This is a genomic window from Bacillus sp. HU-1818, assembly GCF_022695965.1.
In the GTDB taxonomy this organism is placed as follows: domain Bacteria; phylum Bacillota; class Bacilli; order Bacillales; family Bacillaceae; genus Bacillus; species Bacillus atrophaeus.
Window position 1 is genome coordinate 15,032 of sequence record NZ_JAAPBE010000008.1, and the last position, 11,558, is coordinate 26,589.

The window sequence follows — 11,558 nt, forward strand, 5'->3', positions numbered from 1 at the left end:
ATGGCAAGACACAATAAAAGATAAAGGAAGGTTTCTATGAACTCAGTTGATTTAACCGCCGATTTGCAGCTCTTATTAACAAGTCCGAACGTGCAGCATAATTTATCCGTTCCGCAGCTCACAGAAAAAGTAATCGCCCGAAACGAAGGCACATTAACATCGACAGGCGCCGTGAGAGCCACAACCGGCGCTTATACCGGACGTTCTCCTAAGGATAAATTCATCGTACAGGAACAAAGCACGAAGGATAAGATTGATTGGGGTTCTGTGAACCAGCCGATATCAGAAGAAGCATTTGACCGGCTGTACACAAAGGTCGTCAGCTACCTAAAAGAAAGAGACGAATTGTTCGTCTTCGAAGGTTTTGCAGGCGCAGATGAAAAATACAGGCTGCCGATTACTGTCGTAAATGAATTTGCATGGCACAATTTATTTGCCAGACAGCTTTTTATCAGACCGGAAACAAATGATAAAAAAACCGCTGAACAGCCGTTCACCATTCTTTCCGCGCCTCATTTTAAAGCAGACCCTGAAACGGACGGCACACATTCTGAAACATTTATCATCGTTTCATTTGAAAAACGAACCATTCTAATCGGCGGGACAGAATATGCCGGTGAAATGAAAAAGTCCATTTTCTCTATTATGAATTACCTTCTGCCTGAACGGAATATATTGCCGATGCATTGTTCAGCCAACGTGGGCCGGGAAGGAGACGTCGCTCTTTTCTTCGGTCTGTCAGGCACCGGAAAAACAACATTATCCGCAAGTTCAGACCGCAAGCTGATCGGCGATGATGAGCACGGCTGGTCCCATACGGGCGTCTTTAATATAGAAGGCGGCTGCTACGCCAAGTGTATTCATTTAAGCGAAGAGAAGGAACCCCAGATTTTCAACGCGATTCGTTTCGGATCAGTACTTGAAAATGTCGTCATAGATGATCAGACCCGTGAGGCGAACTACGATGATTCTTTTTATACGGAAAACACTCGTGCCGCTTACCCGATTGATATGATTGACAACATCGTGTCACCAAGCATTGCCGGGCACCCGTCTGCCATTGTTTTTCTGACGGCCGACGCATTCGGCGTACTCCCGCCAATCAGCAAACTGACAAAGGAACAGGCGATGTATCATTTCTTAAGCGGCTATACAAGTAAGCTGGCCGGAACCGAACGGGGCGTCACTTCACCAGAGACCACGTTTTCCACATGCTTTGGCTCACCATTCTTGCCGCTGCCTGCCCATATATACGCTGAAATGCTCGGGAAGAAGATTGATGAACACGGCGTGCAGGTTTACCTTGTCAACACGGGCTGGACTGGCGGAGGTTACGGTGTCGGAGAACGCATGAAGCTTTCTTACACACGTGCAATGGTCAGAGCCGCAATTGAAGGCGAATTGGAGAATGCAGAGATGAAGACGGATACTGTCTTTGGTCTTCATAGTCCGGTTCATGTGCCAGGCGTTCCTGATGACGTCCTTCAGCCGGAAAAAACATGGAAAAACAAAGAAGAGTACAGAGAAAAAGCAGTTTACCTGGCTAATGAATTCAAAGAAAACTTCAAGAAATTCTCACATACAGGCGCGATTGCCGAAGCTGGCGGTCCGCTCCTGTAAAGATTGCTTTTCAAAAGGCCAAGAGCTTGTTTCGCTCTTGGCCTTTTCTTTAATTTGTGGAGTGCAGAGAAGTCAGTTTGTATGTAATGCCTGTCCGGCCGTTTGACCACTCAAGCTTTTGCACTTCAGCCGTTCCCGATTTCTCGCCAAACTTGGTCTTCCGTACATCCATCGGAATATCGAGAGGATAAATGCGGTACCCCTCTTTCTCAAGCCGGAATATATTCTCCTCTATCCGTTCTTCTTTACCCTTCGTTACAATCATTGTATTAAATTCAACAGGCATTCCCAAATTGAAAACCCCTTTCGTTCTCTTTTTCTCTTCCATCATATCATAATCCGTCCGCTCACTGGTTCTTCATCCATTGTGTGAGTTCCCGTACGATACATCTGTTTTGCCGCGGGGGAAAATAGTGCGTAAACCCGCTGAAGTACCATGTTTCCACCGGCTTATGCAGATGTTTTAATTTGTCCTCCAATAAGTAGGAATGCTGAATGGACACGTTTTGATCTTTTTCCCCATGGATCAAAAGCACTGGCGCCTGAATGCGGTTTATTTTGTCAAACGGCGACCTCCGTTCATATTCCTCCGGCACTTTTTTCGGCGTGCCCCCGATTACCCGCTTCATCATTCTGCGCAGATCTTTCCGCTCCTCATAGGTCAGGAACATATCACTGACGCCTCCCCATGTCACAAAAGAAGCGGCACTTTTCCCCATTTCAATCGCAGTCAGTATACCCATGATCCCCCCGCGTGAAAATCCGAAAATATGGACTCTGTCCGCCTTTACTTTCGGATGTTCTTGAAGCAGACGAAAAGCAGAAAAGGCATCCTCCCTGTCCTCTCCGGCAAAATCCTCGTTGCCCTCTCCGCCCTGGTTCCCTCTGTAAAAAGGCGCAAATACCACAAATCCCTGTGAAGCAAACTGGATGATCCGCCCTGGTCTGACCATGCCGACATTTTTGATTCCGCCCCGCAAATATAAAAAACCGTCATACATCCCGGGCGCCGCAGGTTCCGCCAGCAATCCCTTCACTTTTAATCCGTCTGAAAGATAGCTGACTGTATATAAACGCACATGCTGATTAGGAGACGGGAATCTTTTTTTCTCAACTAGCAAATCTGCTGCCTCCTTCGATCATATTTGTTTCTTTATTCTTTCCAGTACTTTAAAAATAAATGATCTTTTTACTATGAGAGTGCACTGGGCATTCACACATTTTTATACCTATCATACGATATGTAAAGCGAAAAAGTATATTGATATGATGCTCGAATAAAGGAGGTTAACACTGGTGAACAAATGGATCAAAACAGGCTGTGCCATTGTGTGCGGCGCTTTTCTCATCTTTGCCCTGTCAGCCTGCAAGCAAGAAGCAAAACTGACAAAGGTCAAAGTGGCTGAAGTCACCCATTCGATTTTTTATGCACCTTTGTATGTTGCAGTTTCAAAAAGTTTTTTTAAAGAAGAAGGACTGGATATCGAGGTAAACACAACCTGGGGCGGCGATAAAACGATGACATCACTTCTTTCCAACGGATCTGATATTGCGCTTGTCGGGTCTGAAACATCCATTTATGTGGAATCTCAAGGAGCCAAAGACCCGGTTATTAATTTTGCCCAGCTGACTCAGACTGACGGCACCTTTCTCGTAGCGAGAGAAGATATTGAAAACTTTGACTGGGATATGGTTAAAGGAAAAACCTTCCTCGGACAGCGGAAAGGCGGGATGCCTCAGATGGCGGGCGAATTTGTTCTCAATAAACACAATATTGATCCGCAGAAAGACGTTGACCTCATTCAGAACATTGACTTTGCGAATATCGCAAATGCATTCGCCTCCGGAACGGGTGATTATGTCCAGTTATTTGAACCGACCGCTTCCCTTTTTGAAAAAGAAGGCATCGGACATATCGTTGCTTCATTCGGTGAAGAATCAGGCAGGGTCCCTTATACAACATTTATGGCAAAAAAAAGCTACCTGACCGAACATGAAGAAACAGCGGAAAAATTCACTCGCGCCGTATATAAAGCGCAGCAGTGGGTGGAAAAGCATTCGTCAAAGGAAATCGCAGAAGCCATTCAAAGCGAATTTGACGATACAGAGCCGGAGATCATCGAAGCGTCTATTGATCGCTATAAAAAGCAGAACTCATTTTCTACAGACCCTCTCCTTCATGAAAAGGAATGGGAGCAGCTTCAAATGATTATGGATCAAGCAGGAGAACTGCCGAAGCATATTCCATACAGCCAGCTTGTAGATACAAAAATTGCGAAAAAAGTCACCTCAGAAAAATAGGAGGCGCCATTCATGTCTTTCTTACATGTTGACCATGTGACTCATACTTATTTCTCTTTAAAGGAAAAAACCACAGCGGTAAAGGATATTCATTTTGATGCCGAGAAGGGTGATTTCATCTCATTTCTCGGACCGAGCGGCTGCGGAAAAACGACCCTCCTTTCCATTATCGCCGGTATCATATCACCGGCGGAAGGCCAGGTTTTGATAGAAGGGCAAGAACCTAACCAAAAAGAACACAACATCGGCTACATGCTGCAGCAAGATTATTTATTTCCTTGGAAATCAATTGAAGATAATGTGCTCCTCGGATTAAAAATCGCGAAAACACTGACTGACGAAAAAAGGGCGGAAGCGCTCAGTCTTCTGCCAGAATTCGGACTGTATGACGTTGAAAAGAAATATCCCAAAGAACTGTCAGGCGGTATGCGCCAGCGCGCGGCGTTAGCCAGAACGCTGGCTCCGAATCCCAGTCTGCTGCTCCTCGATGAACCATTTTCTGCACTTGATTTTCAAACGAAGCTGAGTTTGGAAAACCTTGTATTCCGCACGTTGAAGGAGTATCAAAAAACAGCGATTCTCGTCACTCATGACATCGGTGAAGCCATCGCGATGAGCGATACCATCTTTCTCTTTTCTAATCAGCCCGGCACCATTCATCAAATTTTCACCGTTCCTAAAGAGCTGGCAGCAATGCCCCCGTTTGACGCGAGGCAGGACCCTTCCTTCCAACCGCTGTTTCAGACCATATGGAAGGAGCTGAATTCCCTTGAAAAGCAGCAAAGAGAGTATTGAAGTGCTCCATCAGCAATTTCAGAAAAAACATAAAAGAGAGAAATGGAAGGTGCATACCTTTCAATTAGCCATCTTTCTCGTCTTTTTTTCATCTTGGGAGATTTCCAGCAAAGCAGGCTGGATTGATCCATTGATCTTCAGCTCTCCGTCTGCGGTGTGGAGCTTGTTTATAGAAAAAATAGCGGATGGTTCTTTAGGAGAACATATCGGAGTCACCTTATTTGAAACCGTACTCGGCTTTTTGCTTGGTACGTTTCTCGGCACATGCCTTGCTGCATTATTGTGGTGGTCGAATAAATTGGCGCAGATTTTAGATCCCTATCTTGTCGTTTTAAATGCGATGCCAAAAGTAGCGCTTGGCCCGATCCTCATCGTTGCCCTCGGTCCCAGCTTTATCAGCATCATTGCGATGGGAGCAGTGATCAGTGTCATTATAACTGCCATTGTGGTCTACACAGCTTTTCAGGAAGTAGACGAAAACTATTTGAAAGTGATGAATACATTCGGCGCCAAAAAACGTGTCATTTTTAAAGAAGTGATCCTGCCGGCATCATCTCCTGCTATTATCTCAACACTGAAGGTGAATGTCGGTTTATCATGGGTTGGTGTCATCGTCGGGGAGTTCCTTGTTTCAGCTAAAGGATTGGGCTATATGATTATTTATGGATTTCAGGTGTTCAACTTCACGCTTGTATTCTTAAGCCTGTTTATCATCGCGATATTCGCGACGCTTATGTACCAAGGGGTAGAGCTGTTAGAAAAGAAATGGACGAAGGGACGAAGCGATCACCGCTAAAAAAAGAAGACCCGGCCTGCGGCGCCGGGTCTTTTTCAATCAATGAATCCGTCTTCCCGCAGTTTTTTCAGACTGATCGGAAGCACTAAATCCTTCATAATGAAACTGAATTTTTTATTTCGCGGAAGATGTTCCGGAAGCTCATTGAACAAAACCGGACCTTTTGTTTCAAAATAGCTGGTTTGTTTTTCAAGCTTCTCAATATCCGCAAAATAGATGTTTTTCACGATAACTTTTTCTTTCCCAAGCACTTTATACTGCCCTACATAGTGAAGTTTTTTCACTGATGCTCCGGTTTCCTCTTTCACTTCACGAACCGCCGCCTCTTCCGCGCGCTCCATAGGTTCTACTTTTCCGCCCGGAAACTCATATCCCCGGTCCTCATGCTCTGTCAATAACCATCGGTCACCGTAACGACAGATGACCCAGACATGCTTCGGGCTGTCTGAAAAAGGCTGATCCTCAAATGAAAGCTGAACAGTATTTTGATAATAGTCTTTAAACTCGTACATATTTATCCCTCTAATCCGCACCGTGCTATCTTCCCTACATCATACCATAGTTACGTTTCTTCGGAAGCTTTTTATCAAAAAATCAGCCGGTTAGGCGTGTTGCAGGGAACATTTCTCAGTTTTTCATATCAGACCGTTTTCGCTTATAAAAGAACGCGTGGGATCATCACCCAGTTTGTAAATCAGCTCGTACAGTTCTTTGCGAATGCGGTCTGCCTGATCATTCTGCGAGTCATAATGATACTCAACAAAAGGCACATGCGCCCGAAGAAAACTATTCCGATCTGAGAGATAAAGCTGATCAAAATATTCACGTAAAGCTAAGACGTCATCTTCATCCGCCATAATAGCAAACTGCCACGGTGATGCGTCCGAATTCTGAGAAATCAGCCCGTCCTGTAATGAGATATAATATCTTTTTGTTGTCACACTGATCACCCTTTGTCCATTATTGCTTTATTATGACCAGCCGACAGGCAAAAGTTACGGTTTGCGGCGGAATTTATTTTTTAATGTGTCCAAAAGGTCAATCAGCATCTGCGGGACCGGAACCCCGAGAGAACTTGCCGTAATCACGATTTGCACAGATTCGTATAAAATATAAAACATAATGGCCAAGTCACGCATCGACCCCTCTGTTTTCATAAGCTGATCAAAAAAATGGCAAACAGAGATAAGAGAGAGCGTGACTATTTTTTTGACAAGCCGAGCAAAAACATTTCTTAACGCCAGTTTGCGCAGAATGGATTCCTTTAAGGTCGTACTGATAAATTCTATCGCCATTAAAGAAAGCAAAATCAAAAATGAATATTGAAAACCGCCGAAGAAAAACCCCGCTGCTGATACACTGACAGCAAAAAACGAAAAGATGCCAAAGTCTCTATCCATTTGTCCCAACATCCTTTCACAGAAACGGCCTTACCATATTCTATGAGAAAAAGGAGGAACGGACTGGATTTTACAGAAAATTGGACTGGTTCTCGCCCAATTTTAAAAGGCAAATCAAAAGCCGGACACGCTTTAAAGCGTCCGGCTTACATGTGGTGATTATCCTAAATATGCTTTTAACATCCAATTATGCTTTTCAATGTTTTGATGGATTGCAAGCAGCATATCTCCCGTCGTTTCGTCACCGACTTCGTCTGCTAAATCCATGCCGCTTTTAAGCTCTTCAGCAATAACGGTAAAATCATCATATACGCTTTGCACCATTTGTTCCGCCGTTTCATTTCCATCTGCTTCTTTCACAGAGGCTGTTTCCAGCGATTCTCTCATTGTTGCAATTGGTTTGCCGTTTAACGCAAGCAGACGCTCTGCTAAATCATCAATGTAGGTAGCGGTTTCGTTATAAAGCTCTTCGAATTTTTCATGCAGTGTGAAGAAATCCTTCCCTTTTACATACCAATGATAATTATGTAGTTTCACATACATGACTGTCCAGTTGGCTACTTGTTTATTGACTGCTCGAATTAGTTTGTCTGACATTTTTATCGTCCTCCTTGTGTTTAGTATTGATATACCCCTTTTATCGTACGCTAAAACCTACTTTTTTAGCCGCCTGCCATATTTTCTTCCACTATGTTACAATTGTGAAAAAGGAGGTTTTTTTCATGCTGCTGCTCATGAGCGCGGGGTTTCTGATCGTGCTTGCCGTATTGTTTTTATCCATATGGACGACGGTGAAAGCCTATGATTTTAAACATACCGTTGATTCTCCTGAAGACGAAAATCCTAAGCTGCCTCATCAATCAAAACGTCAGTGATGATGTGAATGCTCATCTGTATCTTTGCCGGAGGAACCGCTATCGGTTTCGGCATCCCCGACGCGCACTTGAATGGTCGGCATGCTATGCTGCTGTTTAGCCGTCACGTGGGATTGAACGATATACAAACCGTCATCTTTAAAATCAGTTTCAAAGCGGTATACTCCTTTTTCTTTCTTGCTTGCTTTAAATTGACTGCTGCTGCTTTTGTCACCTTCCTTCCATACTTCAAACTCGACTTCATCTGCGTCTGTGACCGGCTCATCACCATAAACGACCGCTGCTTGGTAAGCCGCTTTCTCGTTAGGCTGGACTTCCTCCGGTCCGGTAAGCTTTACTTCCAAAGCCTTTGGGACATCACTCGAACTAGCTTCATCCTTGGCATTTCCGCAAGAAGAAAGCAAAAAAACACCGCTGCACAATCCTGCAAATATTAGTTTTTTCATCCCATCACCCTTTTTCATCGTTTACCTTATTTTAGCAAACGCTTACACTAAATCACACGTTAAATTGTGAATGTTTCAAAACATATAAAAAAGACCTTTTTGCAGCAGGCAAAAAGGTCTTTTGTTTTTATCCAAATACTTTTAATAGGTCTTCTTTATCCTGTGACAGCCAGAAGCGCATGAGGCGTTTTGCGCCTTCTAAATCGTGCAGCTTCGCCTGGCCGCACTGCTTCTCGTTTGCCGCAGGGATTTCTGTAATCTCAACCGCTTCCTTCAAAGTCGCGTCAAGCAAATCAACGATTTCCTCAGCAGTCGGTTCACCGCTGACGACAAGATAATAGCCCGTCTGGCAACCCATCGGCGAAATATCAATAATATCAAAATGATCATATTTCTCAGAGTGCGTCCGAATCGTAAAAGCGAGCAAGTGTTCAAGTGTGTGAATGGTATCAGGCTTCATCGCCTGTTTGTTCGGCTGGCAAAAGCGAATATCAAATTTATTCACAACGCCGTCCGTTCCCACTTTATGCACGCCGCAATGTCTTACATATGGAGCTACAACCGCATTATGGTCAAGTTCAAAACTTTCTACTGAAGGCATAATGGCACTCTCCCTTTTTCTAGTGTACATTCATTATAACATACTTTCCCAATCAGAATTATGGAGAAAGCTTTTCATTTTCTGCATTTTTTTTTATACTAGCAACAGAAAGGTTGTTGAGAAAAATGAAAACCATCTTCATTGGTCTAATCAGATGTTACCAAAAATTCATATCCCCGCTGATGCCCCCGTCCTGCCGCTTCTATCCGACTTGTTCACAATACGGAATTGAAGCGATCAAAACGCACGGCGCTCTAAAAGGAGGATGGCTGACGCTGAAGCGGATCTTAAAATGTCATCCGCTTCATCCGGGAGGTGTCGACCCCGTCCCCGAAAAAAAACGCAAGCACTAGTTCATTTCTTTATAGCCGTCGATCACAAGATCAAGCTTTCCGGTCTCAGGCTCGATCACAAGGCCGTGGACAGGGACATTGTCAGGAAAAAGCGGATGGTGTTTAATCACATTCACACTGTCTGTGACGCTTTCTTCTACAGAATCAAAACTCTTCAGCCATTGGTCAAAATCAACCCCTGAATGCTTTAGCATTTGAATCCGTTCTTCAGGAATTCCTCTTTCCACAATCTTATTCAGCATATTCTCACTGTTAATTTTGCTCATGCCGCAATCATGATGACCGATAACGCAGACCTCGTCAGCGTTCAGCTCATAGACCGCAACCAAAAGGCTTCTCATTATACTTCCAAAAGGATGGGAGACGAGAGCGCCCGCACTTTTAATAATTTTCACATCACCGTTACGCATATTCATCGCATGCGGCAGCAATTCGACTAGACGGGTATCCATGCAGGATAAAATGGCTACTTTTTTATCTGGAAACTTAGATGTTTGATATTTTTCATAATCCTTACGTTCAATGAAAGTTTGATTATATTCTAAAATGTCATTAAGAAGACTCATGTGGTGATTCCTTTCTTAATCTTTTTATTCATCAATATATCATACAACTTGTATTTTCGTCATCTGTGTTGTACCATTTAAAAAGAATAAATCGTAATTATTCTTATTTAACACAGGAGGATTATTATGGACAAACGGATTCCTGTTACTGTTTTGAGCGGTTATTTAGGAGCGGGGAAAACAACTCTTCTGAGCCATTTGCTGAATGAAGCCCACGGTTTGAAGATTGCTCTGATTGTGAACGATATGAGCGAGATCAATATCGACAGTGCTCTTATAAAAAAAACACATGTGAAACGAACCGAGGAAAAACTGGTCGAGATGCAAAACGGCTGTATTTGCTGCACACTTCGGGACGACCTTTTGCTTGAAGTCAAAAAATTGGCGGAAGCCGGCGGAATTAATTATATACTTATTGAATCATCCGGCATCAGTGAACCGATCCCCGTCGCTCAGACATTCACTTATAAGAACGAAGAGCTGGGAGCGGATGTGACTTCCCTTTGCAGATTGGATACAATGGTGACAGTTGTTGACGGCCATAGATTTTGGAAGGATTTCTCTTCAGGTGAAAGTTTGCTGGACAGAAAACAAGGGGCAGCCCCCGGGGATGAGCGTGAGATTGCTGACCTGCTAATTGATCAAATCGAGTTTGCCGATGTCATTTTATTGAACAAAATTGACTTGCTCAGCCAGCAGGAAGTTGATCAGCTGACCGCCGTTCTGAAGAAACTGAATGCAGACAGTACCATACACCCTGTATCCTATGGGCGAATTTCACCTGATCTGCTGCTGAATACGTTTCGCTTTGATTTTGAAAAATCAAGCCAGTCCGCAGGCTGGATAAAAGAACTAAATGAAGAACATACGCCGGAAACTGAAGAATACGGAATCACTTCTTTTGTGTATCGGAGACAAAAACCTTTCCACCCCGTCCGTCTGATGAACTGGCTGGAAAAATGGCCGACAGATATCGTCCGCGCTAAGGGATTTTTCTGGCTTGCGAGCAGAAACGATACAGCGGGACTGCTTTCTCAGGCCGGAACATCTCTTATGATACAAGGAGCCGGAGATTGGATAGCCGCTTATTCTGAAGAGGAACGCCAAGAAGCATTTCAGGATGATCCCGAACTGCTCGAAAACTGGGATGAGCGATATGGAGATCGTAAGACAGAGCTTGTTTTTATCGGAATTCAAATGGACCGAGCCGATATCACCGCCTCACTCGACACGTGTTTGCTCACAGATGAAGAAATGACGGCCGACTGGCCTCTGTTTGAAGACCCGCTGCCCGAGTTTATTATTTCTCAATAACAGAGAGCCACTTACAAAGGATTGTAAGTGGTTTTTTGTGCAGAAAAAAAGACAAACCCTGCGGCTTGTCCTATTTCCCCATATTGTATCTTTTGTTGAACTGCTCGACCCTTCCGCCTTTTTCATTAAACTTTTGACGGCCTGTGTAGAATGGGTGCGTATCTGAACTTACTTCCACTTTGATAACCGGATATGTGTTTCCGTCTTCCCACTCCGCGGTCTCTTCCGATTTTTTAGTTGAATGGCTTAAAAAGCGGTATCCGCTGTTAACGTCTTGGAAAATGACTTGATGACTCTCTGGATGAATTCCTTTTTTCATCATAAACTCCCTTTCTAAATCGTAATTATTACGCTTTATTCTACAACCTATCATGTGCTTTGTCAATCAGTGTGCCTGATCCGCTACTATATAATTCCCCTATTTTCATGCATCATAAACTGATGTTTTTCAACAATAGGAAGAATAATCTAATCGTGGAAGCAAATAATAA

17 protein-coding genes are annotated in these 11,558 nt (G+C 43.8%); 7 read left to right on the forward strand and 10 right to left on the reverse strand.

All coding sequences use genetic code 11. The annotated features are described in order from the left end of the window. The first annotated feature begins 36 nt into the window (after positions 1-36). A complete protein-coding gene (gene pckA / locus GXP75_RS20390; RefSeq protein ID WP_061571906.1) occupies positions 37-1,620 on the forward strand; it encodes a phosphoenolpyruvate carboxykinase (ATP) in 1,584 nt (527 codons plus the stop codon). Positions 1,621-1,669: 49 nt separating this feature from the next. Here pckA and GXP75_RS20395 read toward each other — a convergent pair whose 3' ends face one another. Together GXP75_RS20395 and GXP75_RS20400 are read right to left on the reverse strand one after the other, a co-directional pair. Next, positions 1,670-1,912, reverse strand: coding sequence for a DUF2584 domain-containing protein (locus tag GXP75_RS20395; RefSeq protein ID WP_003324952.1), 243 nt, complete (start codon positions 1,910-1,912; stop codon positions 1,670-1,672). Between the two features lie 55 nt (positions 1,913-1,967). Beyond that, entirely contained in the window at positions 1,968-2,741 is a 774-nt protein-coding gene (locus GXP75_RS20400; RefSeq protein WP_242557734.1) for an alpha/beta hydrolase family protein, read from the reverse strand. Between the two features lie 175 nt (positions 2,742-2,916). Here GXP75_RS20400 and GXP75_RS20405 point away from each other — a divergent pair, with 175 nt between their 5' ends. The 3 genes from GXP75_RS20405 to GXP75_RS20415 are packed head-to-tail and all read left to right on the forward strand — an operon-like array spanning position 2,917 to position 5,512. Continuing rightward, complete coding sequence (locus GXP75_RS20405; protein ID WP_214914046.1) at positions 2,917-3,921, forward strand: ABC transporter substrate-binding protein; 1,005 nt, start codon at positions 2,917-2,919, stop codon at positions 3,919-3,921. 12 nt (positions 3,922-3,933) lie between these two features. Then, entirely contained in the window at positions 3,934-4,716 is a 783-nt protein-coding gene (locus GXP75_RS20410; protein ID WP_214914049.1) for an ABC transporter ATP-binding protein, read from the forward strand. Continuing rightward, complete coding sequence (locus GXP75_RS20415; protein ID WP_063637128.1) at positions 4,691-5,512, forward strand: ABC transporter permease; 822 nt, start codon at positions 4,691-4,693, stop codon at positions 5,510-5,512. The genes GXP75_RS20410 and GXP75_RS20415 overlap by 26 nt, the downstream gene beginning before the upstream one ends. A 35-nt stretch (positions 5,513-5,547) precedes the next feature. Here the strand turns inward: GXP75_RS20415 and ytkD are convergent, their stop codons facing one another. From ytkD to GXP75_RS20435, 4 genes are all read right to left on the reverse strand, one after another. Continuing rightward, complete coding sequence (ytkD, locus tag GXP75_RS20420) at positions 5,548-6,024, reverse strand: RNA deprotection pyrophosphohydrolase (RefSeq protein WP_214914054.1); 477 nt, start codon at positions 6,022-6,024, stop codon at positions 5,548-5,550. Positions 6,025-6,147: 123 nt separating this feature from the next. After that, positions 6,148-6,453 carry a hypothetical protein gene (locus GXP75_RS20425; protein WP_003324945.1) on the reverse strand — a complete coding sequence of 102 codons (306 nt, stop codon included), beginning with the start codon at positions 6,451-6,453 and terminating at the stop codon, positions 6,148-6,150. Positions 6,454-6,507: 54 nt separating this feature from the next. Further along, positions 6,508-6,912 (reverse strand): phage holin family protein, encoded by a 405-nt coding sequence (locus GXP75_RS20430; protein ID WP_214914060.1) that lies wholly within the window; start codon positions 6,910-6,912, stop codon positions 6,508-6,510. Positions 6,913-7,071: 159 nt separating this feature from the next. After that, positions 7,072-7,509, reverse strand: coding sequence for a Dps family protein (locus GXP75_RS20435; RefSeq protein ID WP_242557735.1), 438 nt, complete (start codon positions 7,507-7,509; stop codon positions 7,072-7,074). 125 nt (positions 7,510-7,634) lie between these two features. Between GXP75_RS20435 and ytzI the strand changes: the two genes are divergently transcribed. Further along, positions 7,635-7,787 carry a YtzI protein gene (ytzI, locus tag GXP75_RS20440; protein ID WP_150224894.1) on the forward strand — a complete coding sequence of 51 codons (153 nt, stop codon included), beginning with the start codon at positions 7,635-7,637 and terminating at the stop codon, positions 7,785-7,787. On the opposite strand, the gene GXP75_RS20445 is transcribed toward ytzI, so the two are convergent. Further along, on the reverse strand, positions 7,781-8,233 hold the full coding sequence (locus GXP75_RS20445) for a FixH family protein (RefSeq protein ID WP_214914063.1): 453 nt from the start codon (positions 8,231-8,233) through the stop codon (positions 7,781-7,783). The two genes, ytzI and GXP75_RS20445, sit on opposite strands and share 7 nt — an antisense overlap. A gap of 127 nt (positions 8,234-8,360) precedes the next feature. After that, positions 8,361-8,834: an S-ribosylhomocysteine lyase gene (locus tag GXP75_RS20450; RefSeq protein ID WP_003324940.1), complete on the reverse strand. Its 474-nt coding sequence runs from the start codon at positions 8,832-8,834 to the stop codon at positions 8,361-8,363. A gap of 125 nt (positions 8,835-8,959) precedes the next feature. Here GXP75_RS20450 and yidD point away from each other — a divergent pair, with 125 nt between their 5' ends. Further along, positions 8,960-9,187: a membrane protein insertion efficiency factor YidD gene (yidD, locus tag GXP75_RS20455; protein WP_242557736.1), complete on the forward strand. Its 228-nt coding sequence runs from the start codon at positions 8,960-8,962 to the stop codon at positions 9,185-9,187. Here the strand turns inward: yidD and GXP75_RS20460 are convergent. Next, positions 9,184-9,753 carry a beta-class carbonic anhydrase gene (locus GXP75_RS20460; protein ID WP_150224896.1) on the reverse strand — a complete coding sequence of 190 codons (570 nt, stop codon included), beginning with the start codon at positions 9,751-9,753 and terminating at the stop codon, positions 9,184-9,186. The genes yidD and GXP75_RS20460 overlap by 4 nt on opposite strands. A gap of 126 nt (positions 9,754-9,879) precedes the next feature. Between GXP75_RS20460 and GXP75_RS20465 the strand changes: the two genes are divergently transcribed. Next, on the forward strand, positions 9,880-11,067 hold the full coding sequence (locus tag GXP75_RS20465; protein WP_242557737.1) for a GTP-binding protein: 1,188 nt from the start codon (positions 9,880-9,882) through the stop codon (positions 11,065-11,067). Between the two features lie 70 nt (positions 11,068-11,137). On the opposite strand, the gene GXP75_RS20470 is transcribed toward GXP75_RS20465, so the two are convergent. Then, positions 11,138-11,386 (reverse strand): type B 50S ribosomal protein L31, encoded by a 249-nt coding sequence (locus GXP75_RS20470; protein WP_003324934.1) that lies wholly within the window; start codon positions 11,384-11,386, stop codon positions 11,138-11,140. Positions 11,387-11,558 lie beyond the last annotated feature (172 nt).

What these genes read in the sequence shown, in the direction of transcription:
- GXP75_RS20450 (WP_003324940.1), bottom strand. Translation starts at nt 8,834, where the DNA reads ATGCCTTCAGTAGAAAGTTTTGAACTTGACCATAATGCGGTTGTAGCT.
- GXP75_RS20460 (WP_150224896.1), bottom strand. Translation starts at nt 9,753, where the DNA reads ATGAGTCTTCTTAATGACATTTTAGAATATAATCAAACTTTCATTGAA.
- GXP75_RS20410 (WP_214914049.1), top strand. Translation starts at nt 3,934, where the DNA reads ATGTCTTTCTTACATGTTGACCATGTGACTCATACTTATTTCTCTTTA.
- ytkD (WP_214914054.1), bottom strand. Translation starts at nt 6,024, where the DNA reads ATGTACGAGTTTAAAGACTATTATCAAAATACTGTTCAGCTTTCATTT.
- GXP75_RS20465 (WP_242557737.1), top strand. Translation starts at nt 9,880, where the DNA reads ATGGACAAACGGATTCCTGTTACTGTTTTGAGCGGTTATTTAGGAGCG.
- GXP75_RS20445 (WP_214914063.1), bottom strand. Translation starts at nt 8,233, where the DNA reads ATGAAAAAACTAATATTTGCAGGATTGTGCAGCGGTGTTTTTTTGCTT.
- ytzI (WP_150224894.1), top strand. Translation starts at nt 7,635, where the DNA reads ATGCTGCTGCTCATGAGCGCGGGGTTTCTGATCGTGCTTGCCGTATTG.
- yidD (WP_242557736.1), top strand. Translation starts at nt 8,960, where the DNA reads ATGAAAACCATCTTCATTGGTCTAATCAGATGTTACCAAAAATTCATA.
- GXP75_RS20435 (WP_242557735.1), bottom strand. Translation starts at nt 7,509, where the DNA reads ATGTCAGACAAACTAATTCGAGCAGTCAATAAACAAGTAGCCAACTGG.
- GXP75_RS20470 (WP_003324934.1), bottom strand. Translation starts at nt 11,386, where the DNA reads ATGAAAAAAGGAATTCATCCAGAGAGTCATCAAGTCATTTTCCAAGAC.
- GXP75_RS20430 (WP_214914060.1), bottom strand. Translation starts at nt 6,912, where the DNA reads ATGGATAGAGACTTTGGCATCTTTTCGTTTTTTGCTGTCAGTGTATCA.
- pckA (WP_061571906.1), top strand. Translation starts at nt 37, where the DNA reads ATGAACTCAGTTGATTTAACCGCCGATTTGCAGCTCTTATTAACAAGT.